This is a genomic window from Enterococcus sp. AZ197, assembly GCF_050556405.1.
GTDB lineage: Bacteria > Bacillota > Bacilli > Lactobacillales > Enterococcaceae > Enterococcus > Enterococcus faecalis.
This window is the reverse complement of sequence record NZ_CP187873.1, coordinates 1,338,206-1,364,389: the sequence shown is the minus strand read 5'-3', so window position 1 is coordinate 1,364,389 and position 26,184 is coordinate 1,338,206. Positions and strand designations below refer to the sequence as shown.

General features: G+C 37.5%; 24 protein-coding genes and 1 pseudogene. 4 read left to right on the top strand and 21 right to left on the bottom strand.

Annotated elements, in window-relative coordinates:
• Positions 1–43 precede the first annotated feature (43 nt).
• Positions 44–1,822 carry an ABC transporter ATP-binding protein gene (locus tag IGK82_RS06660; RefSeq protein WP_002363967.1) on the bottom strand — a complete coding sequence of 593 codons (1,779 nt, stop codon included), beginning with the start codon at positions 1,820–1,822 and terminating at the stop codon, positions 44–46.
• Entirely contained in the window at positions 1,815–3,563 is a 1,749-nt protein-coding gene (locus IGK82_RS06655; RefSeq protein WP_010708179.1) for an ABC transporter ATP-binding protein, read from the bottom strand. Before IGK82_RS06655 ends, IGK82_RS06660 begins: the two co-directional genes overlap by 8 nt.
• A gap of 136 nt (positions 3,564–3,699) precedes the next feature.
• Here IGK82_RS06655 and IGK82_RS06650 point away from each other — a divergent pair, with 136 nt between their 5' ends.
• Positions 3,700–4,518: a helix-turn-helix transcriptional regulator gene (locus IGK82_RS06650; protein WP_002357554.1), complete on the top strand. Its 819-nt coding sequence runs from the start codon at positions 3,700–3,702 to the stop codon at positions 4,516–4,518.
• Between the two features lie 54 nt (positions 4,519–4,572).
• Here the strand turns inward: IGK82_RS06650 and IGK82_RS06645 are convergent, their stop codons facing one another.
• The gene (locus IGK82_RS06645; protein ID WP_002357555.1) at positions 4,573–5,100 is read right to left on the bottom strand and encodes a GNAT family N-acetyltransferase; all 528 of its coding nucleotides are present in this window, start codon (positions 5,098–5,100) and stop codon (positions 4,573–4,575) included.
• 19 nt (positions 5,101–5,119) lie between these two features.
• Positions 5,120–5,224, bottom strand: a pseudogene (locus IGK82_RS06640) (GNAT family N-acetyltransferase); the annotation flags it as partial.
• 233 nt (positions 5,225–5,457) lie between these two features.
• On the opposite strand from IGK82_RS06640, the gene IGK82_RS06635 reads away from it, so the two are divergent.
• Positions 5,458–6,066: an NUDIX hydrolase N-terminal domain-containing protein gene (locus IGK82_RS06635; RefSeq protein WP_002361834.1), complete on the top strand. Its 609-nt coding sequence runs from the start codon at positions 5,458–5,460 to the stop codon at positions 6,064–6,066.
• 50 nt (positions 6,067–6,116) lie between these two features.
• On the opposite strand, the gene IGK82_RS06630 is transcribed toward IGK82_RS06635, so the two are convergent.
• From IGK82_RS06630 to IGK82_RS06615, 4 genes are all read right to left on the bottom strand, one after another.
• The gene (locus tag IGK82_RS06630; RefSeq protein ID WP_002361833.1) at positions 6,117–7,457 is read right to left on the bottom strand and encodes an NADH oxidase; all 1,341 of its coding nucleotides are present in this window, start codon (positions 7,455–7,457) and stop codon (positions 6,117–6,119) included.
• A gap of 297 nt (positions 7,458–7,754) precedes the next feature.
• Complete coding sequence (locus IGK82_RS06625; RefSeq protein ID WP_002357560.1) at positions 7,755–8,198, bottom strand: Fur family transcriptional regulator; 444 nt, start codon at positions 8,196–8,198, stop codon at positions 7,755–7,757.
• A 138-nt stretch (positions 8,199–8,336) separates the two neighbouring features.
• Positions 8,337–9,269, bottom strand: a complete 933-nt coding sequence (gene cysK / locus IGK82_RS06620) for a cysteine synthase A (protein WP_002380307.1) — start codon at positions 9,267–9,269, stop codon at positions 8,337–8,339.
• 228 nt (positions 9,270–9,497) lie between these two features.
• Positions 9,498–10,358, bottom strand: a complete 861-nt coding sequence (locus IGK82_RS06615) for a glucosaminidase domain-containing protein (RefSeq protein ID WP_002357562.1) — start codon at positions 10,356–10,358, stop codon at positions 9,498–9,500.
• Positions 10,359–10,712: 354 nt separating this feature from the next.
• Here IGK82_RS06615 and IGK82_RS06610 point away from each other — a divergent pair, with 354 nt between their 5' ends.
• Positions 10,713–11,903 (top strand): MFS transporter, encoded by a 1,191-nt coding sequence (locus tag IGK82_RS06610; RefSeq protein WP_002357563.1) that lies wholly within the window; start codon positions 10,713–10,715, stop codon positions 11,901–11,903.
• Between the two features lie 50 nt (positions 11,904–11,953).
• Here the strand turns inward: IGK82_RS06610 and tkt are convergent, their stop codons facing one another.
• Both tkt and IGK82_RS06600 read right to left on the bottom strand, forming a co-directional pair.
• The gene (gene tkt / locus IGK82_RS06605) at positions 11,954–13,948 is read right to left on the bottom strand and encodes a transketolase (RefSeq protein WP_010708181.1); all 1,995 of its coding nucleotides are present in this window, start codon (positions 13,946–13,948) and stop codon (positions 11,954–11,956) included.
• 71 nt (positions 13,949–14,019) lie between these two features.
• A complete protein-coding gene (locus IGK82_RS06600) occupies positions 14,020–14,262 on the bottom strand; it encodes a DUF896 family protein (RefSeq protein WP_002382327.1) in 243 nt (80 codons plus the stop codon).
• 150 nt (positions 14,263–14,412) lie between these two features.
• On the opposite strand from IGK82_RS06600, the gene lexA reads away from it, so the two are divergent.
• The gene (gene lexA / locus IGK82_RS06595) at positions 14,413–15,033 is read left to right on the top strand and encodes a transcriptional repressor LexA (RefSeq protein ID WP_002357566.1); all 621 of its coding nucleotides are present in this window, start codon (positions 14,413–14,415) and stop codon (positions 15,031–15,033) included.
• A gap of 13 nt (positions 15,034–15,046) precedes the next feature.
• On the opposite strand, the gene queG is transcribed toward lexA, so the two are convergent.
• The 11 genes from queG to pheA all read right to left on the bottom strand — a co-directional run bounded on the left by queG (position 15,047) and on the right by pheA (position 26,181).
• Positions 15,047–16,216: a tRNA epoxyqueuosine(34) reductase QueG gene (queG, locus tag IGK82_RS06590; RefSeq protein WP_002394454.1), complete on the bottom strand. Its 1,170-nt coding sequence runs from the start codon at positions 16,214–16,216 to the stop codon at positions 15,047–15,049.
• 23 nt (positions 16,217–16,239) lie between these two features.
• A complete protein-coding gene (gene dfr, locus IGK82_RS06585) occupies positions 16,240–16,734 on the bottom strand; it encodes a trimethoprim-sensitive dihydrofolate reductase (protein WP_002357568.1) in 495 nt (164 codons plus the stop codon).
• 17 nt (positions 16,735–16,751) lie between these two features.
• Positions 16,752–17,699, bottom strand: coding sequence for a thymidylate synthase (locus IGK82_RS06580; protein ID WP_002357569.1), 948 nt, complete (start codon positions 17,697–17,699; stop codon positions 16,752–16,754).
• Positions 17,700–17,716: 17 nt separating this feature from the next.
• Positions 17,717–19,606 carry an ABC-F family ATP-binding cassette domain-containing protein gene (locus tag IGK82_RS06575; RefSeq protein WP_002365663.1) on the bottom strand — a complete coding sequence of 630 codons (1,890 nt, stop codon included), beginning with the start codon at positions 19,604–19,606 and terminating at the stop codon, positions 17,717–17,719.
• Between the two features lie 110 nt (positions 19,607–19,716).
• Positions 19,717–21,771: a cation:proton antiporter gene (locus IGK82_RS06570; RefSeq protein ID WP_002371149.1), complete on the bottom strand. Its 2,055-nt coding sequence runs from the start codon at positions 21,769–21,771 to the stop codon at positions 19,717–19,719.
• Positions 21,772–21,806: 35 nt separating this feature from the next.
• Positions 21,807–22,139 carry an ACP phosphodiesterase gene (locus tag IGK82_RS06565; RefSeq protein WP_002357572.1) on the bottom strand — a complete coding sequence of 111 codons (333 nt, stop codon included), beginning with the start codon at positions 22,137–22,139 and terminating at the stop codon, positions 21,807–21,809.
• 77 nt (positions 22,140–22,216) lie between these two features.
• Positions 22,217–22,693, bottom strand: a complete 477-nt coding sequence (locus IGK82_RS06560; RefSeq protein WP_002369392.1) for a hypothetical protein — start codon at positions 22,691–22,693, stop codon at positions 22,217–22,219.
• Between the two features lie 11 nt (positions 22,694–22,704).
• Positions 22,705–22,899: a hypothetical protein gene (locus tag IGK82_RS06555; protein WP_002357574.1), complete on the bottom strand. Its 195-nt coding sequence runs from the start codon at positions 22,897–22,899 to the stop codon at positions 22,705–22,707.
• 193 nt (positions 22,900–23,092) lie between these two features.
• The gene (locus tag IGK82_RS06550; RefSeq protein WP_002382324.1) at positions 23,093–23,941 is read right to left on the bottom strand and encodes a DegV family protein; all 849 of its coding nucleotides are present in this window, start codon (positions 23,939–23,941) and stop codon (positions 23,093–23,095) included.
• Positions 23,942–24,016: 75 nt separating this feature from the next.
• Positions 24,017–25,189 carry an LCP family protein gene (locus tag IGK82_RS06545; RefSeq protein ID WP_002365661.1) on the bottom strand — a complete coding sequence of 391 codons (1,173 nt, stop codon included), beginning with the start codon at positions 25,187–25,189 and terminating at the stop codon, positions 24,017–24,019.
• 143 nt (positions 25,190–25,332) lie between these two features.
• On the bottom strand, positions 25,333–26,181 hold the full coding sequence (gene pheA, locus IGK82_RS06540; RefSeq protein WP_010708183.1) for a prephenate dehydratase: 849 nt from the start codon (positions 26,179–26,181) through the stop codon (positions 25,333–25,335).
• Positions 26,182–26,184: the final 3 nt, after the last annotated feature.

The window sequence follows — 26,184 nt, the reverse complement described above, 5'->3', positions numbered from 1 at the left end:
AAACAGAGAAAGATTCAACTAAGAATTTTCTCTGTTGTATCATCTAACTCTTTAATAAGTCGTATTGCGATTGATATAAATGATGATATAACGCATGTTTTGCCATTAGTTGATCATGAGATCCTTCTTCCACAATACGACCACCATCAATATAGAAAATTTTATCGCTATTTTTGATGGTAGAAAGTCGATGAGCAATAATAAACGATGTCCGTCCTTTTAGAAGTTGTTGTAGTCCTTCTTGTAACAATTCTTCTGTTTTTGTATCAATACTGGAGGTTGCTTCGTCTAAAATTAAAATTTTGGGATCTGCCAGTAAAGCACGAGCAAATGAAATTAATTGGCGTTGTCCTGCCGAGAGTGTACTACCCCGCTCTTCCACAACTGTTTCATAGCCATCTTTTAAATCCTTGATAAAGTCGTGCGCACGAACAATTTTTGCGGCTTGGATAACTTCTTCCTCTGTGGCTGTTAAATTTCCGTACCGAATGTTTTCAATAATTGTTCCTGAAAAAATAAACGTATCTTGAAGCATTACCCCCATTTGTTTCCTTAACGAACGGAGTGTCACATCGCGAACATCATAACCATCAATTTTAACGGCCCCTTCATTCACATCATAAAAACGACTTAACAAATTGATGATTGTTGTTTTACCCGCACCTGTTGGCCCAACCAAGGCGATTGTTTGTCCTGGCTCAATATGAAAACTAACATCGGTCAAAATATTTTTTCCTTCTTCATAACGGAAATAAACATGCTGAAAGTCGACGGTTCCTTTAATTGGCGGCAACGCAATAGCGTGCGGCGCATCTTGAATTTCTGGAACAACATCCATCGTTTCAAAAATCCTTTCCAAATAGGCAGTTGCAGTAATCAGAGAATTGTAGAAGTTACCAATATTGATGACTGGATTCCAAAAGTTATTGATATAACCGATAAAAGCAATTAGCGTCCCAGTGGTAACGGACACACCTAATTGACGGATTCCTACGAAATAGATAAAACAAGTCGTAATGACGGATATATTTTGCACTGCTGGCCATAATAAATACTGGACACGCACAGCTTTCATAAAGGATTGACGATATTCTTCGCTTACCTCGTTAAAAATCTGGAAATTTTCATCTTCTCGTGCAAAAGATTGTGTAATTTTAATTCCTGAAATACTTTCATGAATATAGGCATTTAAGTTTGATTGTTTATTGCTAAGCTCTTGGTAAGCTTTCCGTTGTTTCCCTTGAATAAATAGAACCATCACGAACAACACAGGCAATAGCAGTAAACTGTATAAGGTTAATTTCACATCAATAAATAACATGAAAATTAAGGTAATAATCACATTAAATAAATCAGAAATTAAATTGATCAATCCGTTACTTAATAAATCACTTAACGTATTGATGTAATTGACCACCCGAATTAAGATTTTTCCATGCGGCCGACTGTCAAAGTAAGAAAATGGTAATTTTTGTAGATGCTCAAAAATTGAAAAACGCATATCTTTTAAAATATCTTGTCCAATTTCTGTGATGGCATATATCCGATAACGCATACACCAACCAATAATCACCAAGGAAAATAGGAAAATAGCCCCTAGTATCAAGAGTAACGAGAGATTCTTTTGTGGAATTACTTGGTCAATCGCAATTTTAGTAAAGTAAGGGCCTAACATACTTGCCAGATTAGCTAATATGATGACAAATAATGTTTTAAAAACAGCTTTTTTGTAAGGCTTAATATAGGCGCCTAATCGTTTATAGTGGGACCAATTAAATTCTTTTTCTAAAGTCTCATCTACATCAAACGTATTTCTAGCCACGCGACTCACCTTCCTTTGTCAGACCTAATTGTTTTTGATATACGTCAAAATATTTGCCTCTTTGTTCGACTAATTCGCTATGCGTACCGCTTTCCACCACACGGCCTTTTTCCATCATCAAAATTAAATTGGCCTCTCTCACAGAAGAAATTCGGTGGGCAATAATAAATGTCGTTTTCTTTTCCGTCAAACGACCTAGTTCTTTTTGAATTTTTGATTCTGTTTCCATATCAACAGCGGAAGTTGTGTCATCTAAAATTAAAATAGCTGGATCTTTGGTTAAGGCACGGGCCAGTGAAATCCGCTGTTTTTGGCCACCAGATAGGCCAACGCCGCGTTCACCAACAATTGTTGCATAACCTTCGGGCATTCTGGAAATAAAGCTATGGGCATCAGCAATTTCAGCCATCATTTGCACTTGTTCCAAGTTAGCCAATGTGTTACCAAAAGCAATGTTATCTTCTATCGTATTGGAAAAAAGAAAGACATCTTGCATAACCATGGAGATATTTTCTCGCAATTTACGAACAGAATAGCTTTTAGCATCTTTTCCATCAATATAAACAGTGCCTTTTGTTGGATCATAGAACCGAGCGATTAAGTTAACTAAAGTGGTTTTGCCTGAACCAGTTTCCCCTAAAATACCAATTGTTTCACCAGGTTTTGCTGAAAATGAAACATCCGATAAAATGGGGGTTTCTGGATCATCTGAAAAATGAAAGGACACGTGATCAAACGTCACATAACCTTGGATTGGTTCTGCTTCTTTTTCCCGAGCAATGGGAATCTTCGGTTTCGTTGCTAATAACTGACGAATTTTAATGGACGATGCCGTAAAGCGTTGCACATCATTGATCAACCAGCCACTCATTCGCATCGGCATGTTCAACATCCAGAGAAAGCCGTTAAAGGCAACTAAATCACCAATTGTCATCCGACCTTGAATTACAAAGAGGCCACCAAGAACTAAGGCAATAACATTTAAACTACCTGCAAAACCGTCTAACCACGGTAAATATTTTTTTGAGACATCTGCAGAAGCCATATTCCATTTTTTATAGTCTTCATTGTGCTTGTTAAACTTTTCAATTTCATAAGGTTCTTGAGAAAAAGCTTTAACCACCCGATTTCCACCAATATTTTCTTCGACCATCGAATTTAGCCGAGAAAAACTTTCCCGGATCTCAAAAAATACCGGATGCGATTCCTTCGACATTTTTTGTGTTAACAGAAAAATCAAAGGTGTAATTAAAATTAATGCTAGCATCAATTGCCAATTGATCGTCCCCATCACAATCACGGCTGCGATGAACCATAAAATACATTCTAAGAGGTTATAAGTGACCCAAGAAACAAAATGGCGGATAGCGTCTGTATCCCCTGTCATTCGCGCCATAATATCGCCAACACGTGTATGATTAAAGAAATCAAAATCTAATTCTTGAAGTTTGACATACATATCTTTTCTTAAGTCAAATAACGCAGATTGTCCAACCGATTCAAACAAGACTTGATAACTATAACGAACAACTGTCCGAATAACGGTCACCCCAATCATAATCCCAAGAATTGGGACAAGCTCTTCAGTTTTCCCCTGATTGATTACTTGGTCTACAATTCTGCCAGATAACAATGGAATAATAACAATTAAAATAGCGTTAATAACGACAAAAATAACAGCTAGCAGTAACTTATTCTTATTTTTTTTAGCATATTGCCAAATCCATTCAAAACTATTCATTTTCTCCCCTACTCTCTCTTGTTTTTATGGACGTGTATAAGATTACTGTTTTTTTATAGGAAAAGAAATGGGCATTCTTGTATATTTTGATGTACAATATAGTATAGAAAGCGGATACAAGTAGGAGTGATTTTTTATGAACTACACAAATAGTCGAACGTTTAATCCTGAAATTTTATATGCCTTCGATCCTTGGAACGAAGAGACCCACCCTTATAATTGTCATCATCATGAATTTCTGGAAATATCTATTCTTTTAGAAGGTGAATCTGAATATATTGTTCAAGGGCAACAGTACCATGCCACTGCTGGTACGGTGTTTCTTTTTAATCCGCGAACGGAACATGGTGAGCAACAAAAAGCAGGAACTTACTCACATCAACTACACATTGGCATTTCAAATCTCTATTTAGAAGGCTTAGCGCGAAACGTATTTCCAAATAAATCAGCTTTATTAGATTTAAGTCATTTACATGGTGCTTTTTTAGAAAAAGCTTGGCAAATTGTTCATGAATTAAACCATCAAGAAGTTGAATCAGCGTTACAAATTAAAGCTTTAGTTATTGAACTATTGGTTTATATTTTAAGAAGCTTAGCAGTTGATCAAGAAAATAAAATTGAAACTCGGCTATCGAAAACGGAAAAAAGAAAACGAAATTTAGTCAATCATACGATTTATTATCTGGAAACGCACCATGACGAAGAAATTACTTTGGAACAGTTAGCTGAAATGCTATATGTGACCCCGACTTATTTGTCGAAAACCTTTAAAGCGGCCACAGGCGTTGGGCCAATCAATTATTTAATTCAAATCCGCTTAAACCATGCGAAAGAATTGCTGAAAAATGATTCCTTAAGTGTCAAAGAAGTAGCAAAAACGGTTGGTTACGAAGATGCCTATCATTTTAGTAAATTATTCAAAAAATATTATGGAAAATCCCCTTCACAATTTTAAGATAAAAAAACAAGGAATCGTCGGCTTCATTGCGTCCGTTTCCTTGTTTTTGCTTTACGTTGACTCTTTTAACTGTTTCGTCATTGTATAATCGGTATGGCGTTCATTTCCCATATAAAAATCATGTTCATCTGTTTTTACGAAGCCCAATGATTGATAAAATTTTTGCGCTGGATGATTATGTTCCCAAACACCTAACCAAACCGTCTCTTTTTCTGCTTCTTCTGCTAATTCAATTGCTTTCGTAATCAAATGTTTGCCTAAGCCTAAACGCTTAAAAGATTTACGAATATAAATGCGCTCAACTTGTAACGCTTGTGGATGTTGATAGGTAATCTGAGCATCACCGTGATTTAATTTCACATAACCTGCAAGTTCATTATTATAAAAAGCAAAGAAATATTGCGAATCTTTATGTAAGATTTCGCTTTCTAAAACTGCTGGACTAAATTTCCTCTCATAATGTGCCTGTAAATCCTCTTCGTTTTCTCCATCTCCATAAGTATCTGCAAAAGTCTCTTGGCAAATGGCCTCTAATTCTGGTACGTCTGCGACGGTACACTCTCTAATAAATACTGACATACTAAAACTCCTTTGTAGATTAAATCAACTGTTTAATTAAAATTAAACAAGGATTCCAAGCTTCCCATAATGTCGGAAAAACCTCAAGGCGCTTAAAACCCAATGATTCGTAAAAACGAATAGTATGATATTAACCTGTCTAGCGAATGACGTCAATCTTTTTGCTTTGTTTACATAATAAAATTATTGTATACCCAATCTTTTTTATTAAATAATAGCATAGGTAGTTTAAAAATGTAAGTTAGTCATTTATTCTTTATTATTTCCTTAAAACGACGCCTTTTCTCGCTAAATCTGCCCTTCCTTTGTTTTTTTCTGTTAAACTAAACGTATTAAGTCTATGAGGAGCGTGCGTATATGGATTATCTGAACACCTATAAGCGGTTGCTAGCATTGGCAGATGCAGGTCTTTTTTACGGGAAAGATGCTTTTGATCAAGAACGTTACCAAGAACTACGAGAACTTACGTTACAACTTATTAGCACAACCGGACACGAAGCGGCTGTTTTGCCCGACTTAGAAAAAATCTTAACTAAAGAGGAAGGTTATCCAACACCGAAAGTAGATGTTCGCGGTTTAATAAAAAAAGAGAATCGTTTTTTATTAGTTGAAGATTTACGGACCAAAGAATGGTCATTACCTGGTGGCTATGCCGAAATTGGCTGCTCCCCTAAAGAAAATATTGAAAAAGAAGTATTGGAAGAAACTGGCTTAGTTGTTACAGCAAAAGAATTGCTTGCTGTTTATGATACAGATAAACGAAAAGACATTCCTCAACTATTTCAGTACTATAAAATGATCTTTTCTTGTGAGATTTTAGAAAATCATCCCTTTGAAAAAAACATTGAAACCTCGAATTGTGCTTATTTTTCTTTAGATAATCTCCCCCCTCTTTCTATCAAACGAACAACGAAAGAGCAATTAATGGCATTAATGAACCAAACAACTGGAGCGCTTAGTGACTAACAAAAAGGATGAAGAACTTCTGTTCTTCATCCTTTTTCTATCATTATTAATTACATATTTTCTAAAGCGGCTTGGGCTAATAAGTTTAAGTAGTTCCAAGGGCGATCAAAATGTGGTTGGAAGAAGAAATCAGAAATCGCTAAATCTTCGACAGTCATTTTATTTTGGACCGCTAATGATAAAGTATTGGCAGATTGTGTGATATCATATTTAGACATCAATTGACCACCAACAATGCGTTGTGTTCCTTTTTCATAGACTAATTCCATCAGAACTTTTTCAGTTGTTGGCATAAACTCTGGACGATAGTTATCTTCGAAAACAGTTGCTTCGACATCTAGTCCGTTTAATTTGGCACTTTCTTTTGTCACACCTGTTGAACCAATTTTCCAACCGAATAAATATAAGCCAGAAGTTCCCTGTGTGCCACGATAAGCCAATTTTTGTTCAGTCAAATTACGACCTACTAGCATACCTTGACGAACAGCATTCGTTGCTAATGGGATATAATTTTTTGTTTGACTTGGGTTGTAGTGAACAACTGCACTATCACCCGCAGCAAAAATATCAGGATTGCTTGTTTGCATATACTCATTGACTTCAATTGCACCATTTGGTAACATGTCAACTTTATCTTTTAATAATTCTGTATTTGGACGGAAACCAACACACATAATCACCATATCTGCTTCGAATTCTTGACTTGGTGTAATGACTTTTGCTACTTTTCCTTGCTCATCTGCTACGAATTGTTGGACATTTTCACCTAAAGCTAAATTAACGCCACGATCAACTAATTCTTTTTCTAGAACATCTGTGAATGGCTTATCTAAATATTTATTTAAAATGCGGTCTAACCCGTCAACTAAAGTAACTTGTTTACCTGATTCTACAAAAGCTTCTACTAATTCAATACCAATATAACCGCCACCAACGACAACGACACGTTTGGCATCTTTCGCTTTTTCGATGATCACGTTGGCTTGTGAATAGTTCTTACATAATAAAATATTTTCAGCATCAATTCCTGGAATTGGTGGAATAATTGGCCAAGAACCAGTTGTCATCACTAATTTATCATAAGAAACGGTCTCAGTTGCGCCCGTTTGTAAGTTTTTCGCTGTAACAGTTTTGTCGTCCACGTTGATTTCTTCAACATTGTGTTCCATCTTCACTGTTGCTCCTAAAGAAGCCAGTTCTTCTGGATTTGAATAAAATAAATCAGCAGCATTTTTAACTACGCCTCCAACGTACAAGGCAATTCCGCAAGATAGGAAGGAAATATTGTCATTTCTTTCATATACAGTGACTTCCGCCTCCGGGTGATTTGCTAAAATACTTTTAACTGCTGAAGTTCCAGCATGGGTACATCCTACGACTACGACTTTCATGTTGTAAATCCCTTCTTTCACAATCTTTGTTTTGCAGAGGTGACGTCTCCCTCTGTCTGTTTAAAATATATCAGAGGAATCAAGCTTATTCGAGTTCTATGCTTGTGAATCGCATATAAAAAAATTCACAAACTGTTGCTAATTCTTAATAATAGCTAGTTAATTTTTTGTTTTTAAGAATTTAAAAGTCAATAACCACACAAAAAAACAAGCATAAGAGTGAAAACTCTTACGCTTGTGAAATTTGCCTAGACAAGTGACTTATCTTTTGATAAATTTTTAACAGTATGTAATTTTTTACACATTCTCCTGTTGTGCTTGTTGGCAATCTGGACATAATCCATATAATTCTAAACGATGTTCATTAATTTCGAAGCCTGTTAATTTACTAGCGGCCATTTCAACGTCCTCTAACCCTGGATAATGAAAATCAACGATTTTACCACATTTTTGACAAATCACGTGATAATGTTTCTTCGAACTAAAATCAAAACGACTAGATGCATCGCCATAACTCATTTCTTGAACGAAACCGATTTCAGTAAATAAACGTAGATTGTTGTAAACCGTTGCTACACTCATATTTGGAAAATGATCTTCTAGTGCGCGATAAATTTCATCAGCTGTTGGGTGTGTATGATTTTCGATTAAATATTCCAAGATAGCATAACGTTGCGGAGTAATTCGGATATTGGCTTCTTTTAATTCAGCAAGTGCATTTTTAACCAATACGTTGTCCATCTTTGTATCCCTCCCCTGTCTATCTTTCTTAAATAATACTATTTCTTATTACGATTGACAAGAATTATTGTAGGATTCTCGTGGAAAAAACGAGCATTTTACTAAACTAAGAGAAATGCTCGTTTTTTGGCGTGTTTTTTATTCTGGAAATTCGTAAAGAGCTGTCGAAAGATAACGTTCGCCGTTATCCGGAACCAGCGCTAAGACACGTTTGCCTGCGCCTAATTCAACTGCCAAATCAATGGCAGCTTTAATTGCTGCCCCTGCTGAAATCCCCACAAGGATGCCTTCTTTTGGCCCCATTAAACGAGCAGTTTCTAATGCATCTTCACTAGAAACAGCGGCAACTTTTTGATAAACGGTGGTGTCTAAAACTTCTGGGACAAAACCAGCGCCTATTCCTTGGATTTTATGTGGACCTGGTTCGCCACCTTCTAAAACAGGCGACTCCGTTGGTTCTACTGCAACAATTTCAATGTCTGGAAAAATCCGTTTCAATTCATGGCCAACTCCTGTAACGGTTCCTCCAGTGCCAACACCAGAAACAAACGCATCTAAGCCACGTTTACCAAAGACATCAACAATTTCTTTTCCTGTTTTTTGTTCATGTATCATTGGATTAGCTGGATTATTAAATTGCAAAGGCATGAAGTATCCGTGTTCTTCTGCTAATGCTGTGGCTTTTGCAATTGCCCCTTTCATTCCTTCGGCACCAGGGGTTAATAATAAATCAGCCCCATATGCTTGCATTAATTTGCGGCGTTCAATACTCATAGTATCTGGCATCACAATCTTAACTGGATATCCCAACGCAGCACCTACCATTGCTAACCCAATGCCTGTATTACCACTAGTCGGCTCAATAATCGTTTGTCCAGGTTTTAGGCGACCATCTGCTTCGGCTTGTTGGATCATGCTTAAAGCAATTCGATCTTTCACACTGCCACCAGGATTAAAGAACTCTAGTTTAACAAAAACATCTGCAGCTCCTTCTGGTACCATCCGTTTTAATTTCACAACTGGGCTTTGACCAATTAACTCTGTTACTGATTTTACATAACCTTTAGTCATAATCCTACATCCTCCAATTTTACAAACAATATAATAATTCTTTCTCTAAGCATAGCTCAAAAAAACGATTTCTACCAGAAAAACGAATTTTAGTTTGTGAAAAATTAAATAAAAAAACGGATTATGCTCATCAAATAATTGCTGCTGGCCCTACCTATTTTCACGATAAAAGACCTTACAAAAACTGCCGCTTTTGTAAGGTCCTTCTTCAACTAAATAATTGCAAAATTAACCGATTTGGATCGTTTGACCCACCGATAAAACAGAATCCAATGTTAATCCATTTAGTGACATTAAATTATCAACTGTCGTTCCAAAACGTGCAGCAATGTCCCACAATGTGTCGCCGTTTGCGACAGTGTAACTTTGACTAGCTACAGTTTCTGCTGTTGCTGTTGCAGAAGCCGCTGTATCGATTGTTGTATCAACGGTTCCCGTTGTATCTGAATAACTAGTGGTTTGAGCGACTGGTGCTCCCCAATCATATTGAGTTAAATTATATGCTTCAATTAACCAATTCAATTTTTCGGCATAGCCTGGATCAGTTGCATAACTTCCAGCTAAAGCGGCTGTTGCATCGCGATAACTGCTAGTATTACTCTTCCAAACGCCTGAATAATGGTATGTATCCCCAAAAGCAGTGGAACGAATAACATTGGCATGATCTTGGAACGATTCCGCATAAGAATTATAACTTCTAAATGCTGCTGTGACGGTCACCCATTGTCCGTCTAAATATTCTTTTGTTGGCATATAAACAGATTGTCCATTATAACTTCCTTTTACACCAAACAAGTTATAGTTCGGTGCAGATGCTAACCCAGAACTACCATAACTACTTTCTAGCAACGCTTGAGCAATCATGACGGAAGCATACATATCATTGCTATTGGCAACGGCTGCTGCTGAATTTCCGATTTCATTAATAAATGCTTGCTGGCTTGATTCTGCTTGGGCAGGTACCGCAGCACCAACCACAGGTGCTAAAATCATTGAAGTCCCCGCAACGGCGGTAGCACGTTTATAAGCTTTTTGCTTTTTAAGAGCTTTTTGAATATGTTTACTACTTCTTGTTAACTGTTCGCTCATTCATTTTTCCTCCTCACTGTCTCACTTTTCTATTTTACCGTTAATTTCCTATTGAAACAAGAAATAAACGTATTAAATTTTGAGTTTTAAAATTTCTGTAATGTAATTGAAATCTTGTTTGTATTTAATTAACCCTCTTCACACTTGTGAAAACAACCACTTCTTCTTTTCAATTTGATGAGATTTTTGTTATTTATCCTCTTACTTTTCTTTATTTATTGTGATAAACTTTTTAATGGACTTGTCACTTTTTGAACAAACTTTATAAGAGAAGTCTGTTTTTGTAATCAAAACAACTATTGCCGAGTAGTTGTTGTATTACAAAATGAATTACATAGAAATGTAGGTGGTTAGATGAAGAAACAACAATCGGGTTTAACAAATCAAGTGACGTTTTTATTAGCGTTAACTTGCGGGGTCGTGGTCGCCAATATGTATTATATTCAACCAATTGGCACCCAAATTGCTCAGGCCTTTCAAGTCAGTATTGGTTCTATTGGTTTTGTTACTATGCTGACCCAATTAGGCTATGCGCTAGGCTTACTTTTTCTTGTTCCATTAGGCGATGTCGTTGATCGTCGCAAATTAATCATTCGAGTAGCCGCGCTCTCCTCACTGTCTCTAAGTGCTGCATTTTTTGCCCCAAGTTTTCTCCTGTTTGCACTCTCTTCTTTTTTTATTGGGTTGCTCTCTATTGTCGCCCAAATTATTATTCCTTATGCAGCGGTCATGGCGGGGCCAGCGAACCGTGGTAAAGTAACAGGTCGAATGCTGGGCGGACTATTGACAGGAATTTTATTGTCTCGAACGATCTCGGGTTTCATTGCTAGTGCAGCTTCTTGGCGAACAGTCTACTTAATCGCCGTAATATTCGTGTTAGCATTGGTCGTTCTACTTCAATTAAAATTGCCCAAAACAGTGATACATACTCAAACTTCAAATCGATTAACTTATTTAGGTTCTTTGAAAAGTCTTCCTAAGCTAATCAAATCGCAACCTTTGTTAAGAGAAGCAACTGTCAATGGCTTTTTTATGTTTGCAACCTTTTCAATCTTTTGGTCTACATTAATTTTCTTTGTTAGTAGTCCAGCTTATTATTGGGGACCGAAAGAAGTCGGTATTTTAGCAATTTTTGGGTTATCAGGGGCTTTCGTAGCACCCATCATTGGTCGTCTATCCGATTATTATCCAGAGCGGAAGATTGTTTTGATTGGCCTGCTGATGCAGTTCGGTAGTTTTATCTTACTTTTTCTAGGTGGAACACATGTGGTCTTACTAATCTTAGCAATTATTGTTTTAGATATCGGTACTCAATTTGGGCAAGTAGCCAATCAAACACGCGTCCAAAATTTGGGAGAAGAAGCCAGCAATCGTAACAATACCGTCTTTATGTTTTTCTATTTCATCGGCGGTTCACTGGGTTCATTGATTGGTACATTAATGTGGCAAAACTATGGTTGGTCTGGTGTTACTTTAACTGGTATTGGGTTCCAATTGTTCGCATTATTTTTTCACTTTATGCTCTTTGCTCCCAAAAAGAAATGAAGCAAAAAACCTGAATGCTATCACAAGCATTCAGGTTTTTTAATGTTTATTTATAGTGATTTATAGGTATTAACCACATTTTCAGGAGTAAAGCCGAATTTTTCAAGAACTAGACCGCCAGGTGCAGAAGCGCCGAAGTGATCAATTGTGATTGTTTTGCCTTCTGTTCCTACATAGCGTTCCCAACCAAAGCTTGCTGCAGCTTCAATCGCCACACGTTTTGTCACAGCTTTAGGTAACACACTTTCTTTATATTCAGCAGATTGTTTTTCAAATAAATCAAAACTTGGCATTGACACGACAGATACATCGATGCCTTCTTCCGCTAATTTCGCTTGTGCTTCCACCGCTAGATTTACTTCAGAACCAGTCGCAATTAAAATCCCTGCTGGTTGTTTACCTTTTTGTGGTGACAATACATAAGCACCTTTTTGAACAGAATCAGAAGCGTGTTCTAACGTTCCTTCTAAAACAGGTAAGTTTTGACGACTTAGAACTAAAATAGTTGGTGTTTCCGTAGAAGTCATAGCAATTTTCCAAGCAGCAACAGTTTCATTGCCGTCAGCTGGACGAATCACATGAACATTTGGAATGCAACGAACACTTGCTAATTGCTCAATTGGTTCGTGTGTTGGCCCATCTTCACCCACCGCAACAGAGTCATGCGTTAAGACGTAAGTTACAGGAACTTTTTGTAAAGCGGCTAAACGGATTGCTGGACGTAAGTAGTCAGTAAAGACGAAGAATGTCCCGCCATAAACATGGCTACCACCGTGTAATTGAATCCCGTTCATTGCTGCAGCCATTGCAAATTCGCGAACACCAAACCAAATATTACGGCCTTCGTATTGACCAGGTTCGAAATCTTTTTCTGCAGCAACCATTGTATTATTTGAGGCTGATAAATCAGCTGAACCGCCCCAGAAACTTGGAACAACTTTTGAAATAGCTTGAATCGTTTCTTTACTTGTTACACGACTTGCGGCACTTGTTCCTAGTTCATATTTAGGTAATTCTTGTTCCCAACCTTCAGGTAATTGATTGGCAAAAGCTTCTTTAAATTGTTTGGCTAATTCTGGATGCGCATGTTCATAGTTCTTAAACATCTCATTCCAAGCCTCTTCAGCTTTTTGGCCTTCGTCAATCATCGTTTCTTTAAAACGAGCAGCGACTTCCTCTGGCACAGTAAAGTCAGGGTATTCCCAACCATAAACAGCTTTAGCCGCTGTAATGCCCTCTTCACCAATTGGCGCGCCGTGAACGGAAGATGTTCCTTCTTTTGGTGCTCCGTAACCGATGACTGTTTTAACTTCAATCAATGTTGGTTTATCCGTTTCAGCTTTAGCCGCTTCAATCGCAGCCTCTATTTCATCTAAATCATTGCCATCTTTAACTAAAATATGTTGCCATCCGTATGCTTCATAACGAGCCCCAACATTTTCAGTAAAGGCTTTAGAAGTTGGTCCATCTAATGAGATGTCATTTGAATCGTACAAGACAATTAATTTACCTAATTTCATATGACCAGCCATTGAACTTGCTTCTTGAGAAACACCTTCCATTAAATCGCCATCACCACAAATTGCGTACGTATAATGATCCATAATAGGGAAACTATCACGATTATAAGTTGCAGCTAAATGCGCTTCAGCCATTGCCATACCAACAGCCATAGCAATCCCTTGTCCTAGAGGTCCTGTTGTTGCTTCAACACCATCTGTGTGGTGCACTTCTGGATGCCCTGGTGTTTTACTATCCCATTGACGGAAATTTTTCAAATCGTCAATTGTTACGTTGTATCCTGATAGATGTAATAAGCTGTACAACATTGCAGAGCCGTGGCCTGCTGAAAGTACAAAACGATCACGATCAACCCAGTTTCTAGAAGTTGTTGGGTTCACCTTTAAATGTTTTGTCCAAAGTGCATACGCCATTGGGGCAGCACCCATTGGTAAACCAGGATGTCCTGAGTTCGCTTTTTGTACGGCTTCAATACTTAATGTCCGGATTGTATTAACGCCCAATTGATCTGTCTTGTCAAACAAAAAAATCATCTCCTAATTTAGGTTTTTTTTACCTTTATTCATAGTGTAGCTTATTTCGACAATGAAAGCAATTACTTTCTGTTGTGAAGTCCTTTTTCACGCTGAATTTTTTTTAGTTTTTCAGGAGTCACATCGGTCCCTTCTTGATCCACGACCTTCATTCCTTCGATATGGTGACGCATCCCTCCACGAAATGCTTCTAAATACTCTTTACGTAATTCTTGTTGTTCGACTTTTTCTTTCGCACTAAGTTCTTCCACTTTTGCTTTATTCGCTAATTCATTTATACGGGCAATTTTTTCTTTCGATAACATCAAAATCCCTCCTTACTCTCACTGTCTATATTATAAGAACTGCCTTAAAAAAACAACTATATTCTGATATTTATAAAACACGAACGCTTGTTTGATTTCGTTCGCATTTTATGGTACACTAATTTTATCAATTGAAAGAAGGTGCGGGTTTTGGCGAAACGTACAGAAACAAGACAATTAGAAGTACTTAAATATATATACGAACAAGTCGAATTAAAGGGCTATCCGCCAACCGTTCGCGAAATTGGGAAGGCTGTTGATTTATCCTCAACTTCTACCGTTCACGGACATTTAGCTCGTCTTGAAAAAAAGGGTCTAATCTTACGTGACCCAACAAAACCGCGAGCAATCGAATTAACACCAGAAGGCTTGGAAAAGATCGGAATTCAGCCGACAACTATTCCGATGTTAGGTGTCGTAACTGCTGGTGAACCAATTTTAGCGGTGGAAGAAGCATCAGATTTCTTCCCGTTACCTCCTGATTTACGTACAGAAGAAAATGCTTTATTTATGTTGACGATTCGAGGAGAAAGTATGATTAACGCAGGTATTCTAGATGGCGACCAAGTGATTGTTCGTAAGCAATCGAATGCCAATAATGGCGACATCGTAATCGCAATGACCGATGAAGATGAAGCAACCTGTAAACGATTCTTCCGAGAAGTAGATCATATCCGCTTGCAGCCTGAAAATGATGCATTAGCGCCTATTCTTTTAGATAACGTTACAATTTTAGGTAAAGTTGTTGGTTTATATCGCAATCATATTTAATAAAAAAAGGAAGTCACTCCGTTGAGCGGCTTCCTTTTTTGCTTGTTAACAAGTGAATAGCCTTTTGGGCTTCCTCGATAACCTCTTCTTCAGTTTCTACAGAAAGTAGATAATTTAAAGCTTCTAAACTTTGCTCGGGTTCTCTTTTTGCGAGCTGACCTAACGACCAAGCAGCTGTTCCGCGAATGACAGGACGCTGATCATTTAAACAGAGAATAATTTGTGGGATAGCTTCACGGCCGCCCAAATTCGCTAACGCAATTAAAGCATTCCGTTGCAATGGTTTTTTACCACGCCAAGAGCCTGCTAAGTGTCCGAATTGCTGTTTAAACTCTTTATTGGAAATAGTTAATAACGGTGCTAATTTGGGATAAACTTCTTCAATCTTTGGTTCCATCTCTTCATGAAAATGAAAATCTTTTCCTTTATTATAAGGGCAAACCAGCTGACAAATGTCGCAACCATAAATGACGTTACGCATTTTTTTTCGATACTCTTCAGGCATCATGCCTTTTGTTTGCGTTTGATAAGACAAACATTTTTGAGCATTCATTCGACCGTCCCCTAACAAAGCCCCTGTAGGACACCCTGTGATACAACGAGTACAATCACCGCAACCATTTGGAACAGGTTCATCTGGTTCAAATTGAATGTTGGTGGTCACCTCACCTAAATATACAAAGGAACCAAATTCTTCGGTAATCAGTAGACCATTTTTACCAATGAATCCTAAACCCGCCCGCTGAGCAACAGCGGTGTCAACATATTCGCCAGTATCTACTTGCGGCCGAAAGCGCCAGTGTTCTTTTTCTGCTTCAGTGGCAGCTTGCTCTTCAATAAAAGCAATTAATTTTTGCAACCGATCCTGCAAAATGTGATGATAATCAATTCCCCAAGAGGCTCGCGCAAATTGTCCACGCTTTTCATCTCTAGGCATTTTTTCCTGAGCTTTGGTGGGATAAGCTAAAGCAATGGAGATAATACTTTTAGGATGCTTAAACGTTTTTTCTGGGTAAATTCGTTCTTCCACATTTTGATGTTCAAATCCCGAGTTATATCCTCGCTCTCGTTGTTCATGCAGAGAATCTTCTAATTCAATAAATGGTTCAGCATGAGTAAAGCCGATTTTATCGATGCCTAAACGTTGACTCTCTTGAATAATTTTTTCTTTCAATGTCGGCATTGCTCATGCCTCCCTTCATTTTATTATTTATCGTTTCGATGATACGTTTCATAGTCATGTGCATAGAGATTTTTCTCGTCCACGACGCCGGGAACAGTGGCAACTTTTTCCCAAACAGACCAGTCGATTTCTGGAAAGAAGGTGTCGCCTTCAAATGTTTCATGAATCATCGTCCGATATAAGACATCACATGCGGGAATCAGTTCTTTAAAAACGACAGAACCTCCACCAATAACGGTCACGCCTTCATAGTTGTCAGCATACGCAAGAATCTCCTCTACGGAATGCATAACCAAAACGCCTTCAGCTTGGTAATCCGGATTACTGGTAAGAACAATCGTTGTTCGATTTGGTAACGGACGACATCCCATGCCTTCGAAAGTTGCACGTCCTAAGACCAATGTATTATGAATTGTTTTTTCCTTGAAAAATTTCAAGTCGTTGGGTAAATGCCAAGGCAATTTGCCTTCTTTACCAATCACTCCTTGTTCATCTTGGGCCCAAATGGCTGCTAACATAGCTTCTCTCTCCTTTTTTATACGGCAATCGGCGCTTTAATCGTTGGATGTGGGTCATAGCCTTCTACTTTAATATCTTCCATATCAAAATCAAAAACAGAAGCCTTGTCTGGATTCAAAACGAGCGTTGGGAAAGAACGAACTTCTCGTGATAATTGTTCTTGCATTTGCTCCACATGATTTTGATATAAGTGGGCATCTCCTAGCGTGTGTACAAACTCCCCCACTTCTAAACCTGTTTCATGTGCAATCAGATGTGTCAATAAAGCATAGCTTGCAATGTTAAAAGGAACACCTAAAAAAACATCGGCACTGCGCTGATAAAGTTGACAGCTTAATTTTCCTTCATTTACATAAAATTGAAACATAGTGTGACAAGGCGGCAACGCCATTGAAGGCACATCTTCTGGATTCCAAGCGGAAACAATTAAACGGCGAGAATCAGGATTGGTTTTAATCATTTCAATCACATTAGCTAATTGATCAATAAAGCTACCATCTTTGGTTTCCCAGTGACGCCATTGCGCACCATAAATATTCCCTAATTCACCATATTTTTCTGCAAACTCTGCATCATTTAAAATGGCGTCACAGAATTTTTGATGTTCTTCTTTGTATTGTTCTGCAAACGCTGGATCTTGTAAGACACGATGCCCAAAATCCGTCATGTCTGGTCCTTGATAATCTGCGCTTTTTACGTAACGTTCGAACGCCCATTCATCCCAAATATGATTATTTCGCTCTAACAAATAGCGAATATTCGTGTCGCCTTTTAAAAACCACAATAACTCACTTTTAATCAAGCCAAACGGTACTCGTTTGGTTGTTAGTAAGGGAAATCCTTTGGCCAAATCAAAACGCATTTGATAGCCAAATAAACTATACGTCCCAGTTCCTGTACGGTCTTCTTTAAAATGACCTTCTTCTAAAATCTTTTTTCCTAGCGCTAAGTATGCTTCTTCCATCTTATTCCCTCCGTCTCTTAATCCGCGTATTCACTCAAGTATTCCCAACGATTCATTTTTTCTTCTAACAATTGTTCCGTTGCTGTTACCGCTTCTTGTAGTTCTTGTAAACGAACAAAATCATCACCCTGATGGTTCATTTCTTCAGTTAATGTTTCTAATTTCGTTTCTAATTGTGTGATGTCTTCTTCAATTGTTGCCCACTCTTTTTGTTCCATATAAGTCAGCTTTGTTTTTTCTTTCTTTTCTGTCGATGCTTCTTTTACTGGTTTATTGAGCGGTTTTTCTTTGACCTTTTCTTGTTCTTTTTGGTTCGCCAAATATTCACTCATCGTGCCATAAAATGATAGGATCTGACCATTTCCTTGAAAAACTAACAATTTATCCATTGTTTTATCCAAGAAATAACGGTCATGAGAAACCGCAATTACCGCTCCTTTAAACGTTTGGATATAATCTTCTAAAATGGTCAACGTATCAATGTCCAAATCGTTGGTTGGCTCATCCAATAATAACACGTTAGGCTGACTAATTAATAATTTTAAGAGATATAACCGGCGTTTTTCTCCACCAGACAGTTTGCCAATCAGTGTGCCATGCATAAAACGAGGAAATAAAAAGCGCTCTAACATTTCAGCGACCCCAACGCTGCTTCCATCACTGCGTTTCACTTCTTCTGCTGCTTCTTGCAAATAAGCAATCATCCGTTGATTAGGATCCATTTCTTCGTTTTGCTGGGTATAATAGCCAATTCGGACGGTTTCACCGATACTATATAGACCACTCTCTAAAGGAATGCGGCCAGCTAAAATATTTAATAACGTGGATTTGCCTGCACCATTTTTACCAGTAATGCCAATTCGATCGTTTGCTTGAATGAGTAAATTAAAGTCTTTCAAAAGCTGTTTATGATCAATGGCATAATTTCCTTCCTTGATTTCCAGAACTTTTTTCCCTAAACGCTGCGTGGCAAAGTCTGCTTCTAAGGTGCCATTGGTTTGTACCTGATGCAAGTTTTCTTTTAAATCCTGAAACCGATCAATTCTTGCTTGCTGTTTCGTTCCTCGTGCTTGAACGCCTGCTCGCATCCACGCAAGTTCTTGTTTGAAGAGGCGTTTTCTTTTTTCTTCTTGTTCTACAGCGACACGTTCACGTTCGGCTTTTTCCATCACATACGTTTCATAGTTTCCTTTGTATTCATACAGTTTTCCAAAAGAAAGTTCGAAAATCCGATTGGTTACTCGATCTAAAAAGTAGCGGTCATGGGTCACCATTAAAACCGCACCACGATAGTTATTTAAAAAGTTTTCCAGCCATTCAATCGTTTCATAATCCAGATGGTTCGTTGGTTCATCCAATAACAGTAAATCAGGCGCTTCAATTAAGACTTGCGCCAAGCTTACTCGTTTTAACTGTCCACCAGAAAGCTCACCTATTTTCTTTTCCAATGTGGGAATGCCTAATTTTTGTAAAATAATTTTTGCATTGGTATCTGCTGTCCAAGCATCTTGTTTATTCATGGCTTCTTCTGCTTGCGTGTAACGTCTTTGAACCCCTTCGTCTAAACCATTCTCACTTAAAGCAGCTAACGCTAATTCATAATTTTTGACCGCTTTTATGATCGGGCTGTCTCCCTGAAACACGGCTTCTGCAATCGTAATATTCTCGTCAAATGTTTGATTCTGGGAAAGGTACCCAATTTGATAATCACTTGGCTGCTGAATCGCAGCAAGATCACCATCACCGCTATCTACGCCAGCAATAATATTTAATAAACTGGTTTTCCCTGTGCCGTTAATCCCAATTAAACCAATGCGATCTTTTTCATGAATCAAAAAAGAAAGATGATCAAATAGTGTTTTTTCCCCATATGTTTTGGTTAAATCTGTTACTTTTAATTCTTTCACCGACACTACCAACTCCTTCTATTTTGGTCTTGCTTATTGTATCAAAAATTGGATTATAAAAAAAGTGCATGAGATAAAAATCGTCTTGGTTTCATCTCATACACTATTACTTATTCTTTATTAAAATTTTTAACAAATCGTTTCAGCGGAACATTATTCACTTCGCCGCTAATCGAATAACTCTCTAATAAATTGACATTTTTTCGTAACTCGTTCGCTTCGATAATTGAAATGCGTTCAGATTGTTCGTAATGATCAATCATCCGTCGTTCTTCTTGGAAGCCTAATAATAGGTCTTTGACATAGTCTGTCTCCGTATGAACAATATACGAATCAATAAATTCGCCTTTTTCAAACTTATGGGCTAAATCCAAGCGTCCGTCAATGAAGAAATCAATTAAATCATCATCATAGACACCGCGCAAATTATCTAAACTCTTCAGAATAACTTGAGAATTTCTTAGAAAAACTTGGCGAATATTTTCTAGTTCTTCATTTCGTAATTCTTTTTCTTCTTCAGAAGCTTCACCACGATTGAAAAATAGCTTAGGATGTAAAAGAATCGAAATGATTTGTCGAGCAAATAATAACCAAAAGCCTACAATCGATAATAATTGTTTGGCAATCGACCGTTGCATCCGTGTAATCAAGCGTTGATACATACGATAACTTCTGACACTAATTTCTCCTTGTTTCAGACTTTCTTCTAAGCCGTCTCGTTCAATGGACACAATTAACGTCCGCAACTCTTGCACTTCTTGTTTTCGTTCTGCACTTAGCTGCTCGGTATACAATTCTTTTAAACGATCTTGATAATTTTCAATGACCGCATTCATTTCACCACGAGGATTCTCTTCATTTTGCTGTTTTAAGACATCAATGACATCACGTAATAAATCAATTTCGACTGACTCTTCATTTTCCACTTCCGTCTCTGAATCAGTTAAAAATGGTAAAACTAGAATCCCGCCAATCAGAGTCACCAAAATAACACAAGCCGTAATAAATAGTAATAACGGTCGTTCTTTAAAATGCTCGCCGTTAATCGCTGTTGGCAAAATAAAGATGGTGGCTAAACTCACTGTTCCTTTAACACCGCCAAAAGTTAAAATCAGCATTTCATTCATTGCGTTTTTAACTTTCTTAAGTCCATGTTGAAGCGTGTAAACACTGAAAATGGCTAAGAAACGAATCAAAAAGACAACGGCGCTAATAATTAGAACAACCAGTAGTAGGAACCAGTTTGAATATTGTTGGTCAATCCAAATTGGCGAAAACACTTGAGAAAGTTCAATTCCTAAGAATAAGAAAACTAAGGCATTTAAAGTGAACTCAATCATACTCCAAATACTTTCGCCAACATTTGACAGCTCAGCTTCAAAAAGCGAAACTTTTTTCAAACTAGACGCTTGCATAATTCCAGCAATCACAGCAGCAATAATTCCAGAAACGCCAATCAACTCTGAAATTAAATAAGCAATAAATGGCAAGAGTAATTCAATCAACAAGTAGCCTGTAACATCTTTTGCCACTGCAGTTTCAAGTAAATGAACAATTTGCTGTTTTAATAGAACTAACACGATTCCGACTACCGCTCCACCAATGCTGGAAATAACCAAGGTCCCTGCCGCTTCCACCGGCGAAAATGACCCCGTTAATAAAGCCGCTAATGCAAATTGAAAGGCTGTAACGCCTGATGCATCATTAATGAGTCCTTCACCAGATAAAATGTTCATCGAACGTTCAGGAATGTCAATTCGACCTGATAACGAACCTACCGCCACCGCATCCGTTGGCCCTAAAGCCGCTCCAAAAGCGAAGCAAGCAGCTAATGGTAAAGTAGGCAAAATCATATGCAGGGTCCAGCCGACTCCAACTAAGGTAATTAACACACCAAAAAAGGCCAAGAAAAGAATCATCCCGAAATTTTTCATCATTGCTTTCAGATTGATTAGCTCCCCTTCTCTAAATAAAAGCGGTGCAATAATCATTACTAAAAACACTTCAGGCTCAAATTCAATTTCCTGCCCCATTTTAGTTAAACCAATTAGAACGCCTACAATAATTTGCACAATTGGCAGCGGAATGACGGGAACAATCCGGTTGAATATGTTTGAGAAGGTAATAGACAGTGCAAAAACAATGATTAGAAAGGTAAATTCCATCCTATCATTCCCTTCTATATTAAATTTTTATTGACTTACCGATCAAAACATTTAAGTAATTTTTTCTTTTTAAGAATAATTTTCTTTTCAACTTCTTCTAACTCAGAACTGCGTTCGCAAAGTTCCAATTGAGCGCGTCGTGCTTCTAAACGAAGAAGTTCTCCTTTAATTAATTCAATTTTTTTGTAGCGTAAGAAATTTTTCTTTTGCATACGTTCTGCAAAGTGTTGTCGTTTTTCTTCAGGGATTGCTTGATATTTCTTTTTCAAGTCAGCGACACACTTTTCAAATTCTTCACTCACCGAAACAACTTCCTTCCAAAATTTAATCTGACTAATTATAACAAATTTTACCAAAAGTACAAGCAAAATTGCTTTCTTTTTTTCAAAAGAAATTCAGACAAAACTTAACGCGGGAAAAGCTGATTTATAGGAGCTGAACATGGTTAATCTTCATTAACAATAATATCAATTTCTGCCTCTTCATTCATCCGTGTTGAAAGAAAAAGAACCATTTCTTCTAGTGGCGCAGAAAAGCGTAAAACCACCCCTCTTCTGCCTTTTTTTAAATACCCTAAACGAATACCGTTCGGCTTTTGAACAAGGACAATCTTTTCGATATCTTTAAAGGCCGTGCCCCGATTGTCAAAAGGATGCGTAATAATACAGTCCTCCGCAAAACCTCTTGCATCGTAAAGAAAACTGAAGATAATCAAAATATATAACACACTTCGAATCATTTCAATTTTATCTCCTGCCGAAAATGCATTGGCCAGAATCATTAAACTAAAAAAAGCAACTAAATATTTTGTTGTAGGATGTTTTGCAGCCGGAATTACAATACTTTTACGTACGAAGTAAAAGTAACCATACATAACGACGACAAATAAAAATAGCAATAACGTAAATCCATCGATAATCACAAACGACTCCTTTATTTCTTTTTCTTTTGAATATCTGTTAATATATCATTTATTTCTTTAATTTCTTTTTTTGATTCGTTAATCTTTTTGATAACCGCCTCACGGTTTTTTCCAGGCGGTAAGTCAATTGATTCTTGGTAGTAGTTTGCTAAAGCTTGAACTTTTTTCATTTTTTCGCTTTGCAACAAGGCTATATTTCTTTTCATTTAACCGCCTCCTCTTCCTTAGTATACATTACTTTGTAAGGAATTGCTTAATTTGCAAGATATTTTCTAATAAAAAGGAGTAATTTTACATTTTCTTATAAACAAAAAGTGTTCGGCTGAGTAACACCAGCGAACGATAAAATAATAGAATAAAAGATGAGACAGAAGTAGTTTACTTTTGTCTCATCTTTTATTATTGAGCTGAAATCGCTAAACCAATTGCTTTTTCCCCTAGGTGGGTCCCGATAACTGGACCAAAATGACCAATTTCAATTTCTGCATTTGGGTATAGCTTTTGTAATTTTGCTTGTTCTTTTTCAGCAACGATGCGGTTATTGGCATGAATCACATACAGTTTAACTGGTGCTTCAATCCCTGCGTTTCGTTCACCAATAATCTTTTCTGCACGAGCAAAAGCTTTCTTTGTTGAACGGATTTTTTCAAATAATACAATCTTTCCATCTTCAAAAGTCAAGATAGGTTTAATCTTCAATAGTCCAGCGATCAAGGCTGCGCCATTCGTTAAGCGACCGCCACGAACTAAGTTGTTCAGATCTTCTACAATTAGATATGCATACGTATTGTCACGAATTAAATCTAATTTGGCAAAAATTTCTTCTAAGCTGGCTTTTTCTTCTGTTAAATCTAAAGCAGCTTCTACCATGTGTCCCATTGGCATACTTGTAATTTTTGAGTCATATGGATACAAAGCAACGCCTGGGATTTCATCGGTAAGTCCGTGCAATGTATGAACAAAACCAGAGATTCCTGAAGAAAGATGAATGCTGATGATGGTGTCGTACCCTTGTTCAGCGATTGATTTGTAAAGCTCTAACACTTCTCCTAAAGCAGGTTGTGAAGTCGTCGGAAATTCTTTACTATTATTTAGCAATGCATAATATTCATCTGCTTCAATGTCAATGCCTTCGTTGTATATTTTTCCATCTAAAATGACTGGGATGGGAATTACAAAAAGATTCGGATGATCTTTAATGCGCTCGGGTAAATAAGCTGTACTATCTGTCACAATAGCAATTTTCATTTTGTAACCTCGTTTCACTAATTTTCCACGTTGTTTCTAATATAGCATAAAAAAGGATATTTTAAAATGCTTTCCTTATTCGTTCAGGAATTTTTCGATGGCGTCAGCATTTTTTTGTTCATCTACTTCTAAAATACTGCCTGCATAAGAGGATTCACCAAAATTCCAAGAATCTGGTACCGGAACCGATAATGACTCAACCCCTGCTTTTCCTTTAATCAACAATGATGGTCCATTCGTTAACATGAAACTAACAGGCACATCTGTCGACATATAGCCGACTAATTTCCCAAGTGATTCTGGGGTTCTTAATAAAGTCATTGGGTTTTTCATTTGGCTCATTACAGCTGACATAACTTGTTGTTGGCGACGAACCCGACCAAAGTCGCCTTCTTCATCCATCCTAAAGCGAGCGTATTGAAGTAAGACATGTCCATCCATGACCTGTTGCCCTTTTTCAATATCAACACCATCTAAATTCAGTGATTTTTCTGCATCGATTTTGACACCTTTTGGAAACATAGAGTCAACAATTTTTTCAAATGATTGGAAATCTACCTTAGCATAATATTTCGTATCTAAATTAAAGTTTTGTTTTAACGTTTCACGAACCAATTCAGCACCGCCATAAGCGTATGCGGCATTAATTTTATTCGGCCCGACACCAGGAATGTCCACGAATGTATCACGCATAAATGAAATTAATTTCGGTTTTTTTGATGGTCCATTTAGTTGGAGAACCATTATTGTGTCGGCTCGTCCAGCATCTTCCCCACGTGTATCGCTGCCAAGAATTAAAATATTCTTAGCCCCGTTGCTACTTTTGACACCATTAAATGTTTCTACTTTTTCTTGAGGCAACGAGTCATCATGTTCTGCTGCAGATTTTCCTTTTAAAAACATGACTGTACTATAGGCAAATAACAGAATCAATAGGATCACTAGCCATTTGAAAAAGCGTTTTGTTTTTGATTTTTTACGTTTCTTTTTTGGTTTCTTGTCTTTTTTTCCGCGGGGTGGTTGGTCAGAACCGTTGCCACCACCTGAATCTGTTTGATGTCGCCTCTCACTTCTGCGACTGTCCTCAGTATAGCTGTCTTCGTAAACTGGCTCTTGAAGGCTTTCAGCTAGTTCTTCTGGTTCTTCTTCTCTATGTTCACCCATTGATTTTCGGGGATTAAAGGTCTTTTTATGCTCTGCTGGTCTCGATTTTTCATGAATATGTTTATAACGATCTACACGACTCATCGTGTCACTCCTTTACCTCTGTGTTTTATCACCTTTCTTAGGATACCTCATTTCACAGGAAATTCCTATTACAAATATGTAATTTAATAAAAAATGAAACTCACTTTATCTAATAAGTAAGCTTCATTTTCATTTTTAACTCTTTAAAGTGTGGACAAAACATAGATCGGGTAATCCCCTAAAATTTTTATTTCTGCACCAATGAGTTCCAGTTCTGTTAAGGCTGCTTCAATTAATTTTTCTGGTTGATCTTTCACTAAGTCCATTAAAAAGAAGTACTCTCCTAGCTTTGTTTTCAACGGCCGCGATTCTATTTTGCTAAGATTAATCCCTCGCCAACTAAACACGCTTAATGCTTTGTGTAAAGAGCCAGGAACATTACTTGGCATCGTAATCGCCAGTGTTATTTTTTTCTCAGATAGCGGGAAAGAAATCGCTAAATTTTCAGAACCAAGAACCCAAAATCGGGTTTGATTTACCGATAAATCTTGTATATTTTTTTCAACAATGGTCAAATCATACATTTCCGCAGAAAGTTTTGGTGCAATAGCTGCAAAAGGTAATTCTGGATGTTCTGCAATGTATTTGGCGGCGTAAGCTGTTGAAGGTGTTGCTTCTAAAATCGCTTCTGGAAAGTTTTTCTCTAGAAACATCTGCGATTGAGCTAATGCTTGCGGATGTGATAAAATTTTCTGACTTTGTTGCCAGATCGCTTGATTCTCTTTTGCCACCATTAATTGTTGTTGAATCGGTAAAACTAACTCTGCTTGGACAGGTAACTGCGCTTGATGATACAAATAATCTATCGATGCGTTAACAGTTCCTTCAATCGTGTTTTCTATTGGGATAATGCTCCATGCCACTTCTTGCTGTTCAATTGCTTTCAAGCAAGCTGGAATCGATGCGTACGGCATCAACGTAGCTTCAGGAAAAGCAGCCAACGTTGCACTGTACGTAAAGGAACCAATCGGACCTAAATAACCAACTTTCATCGT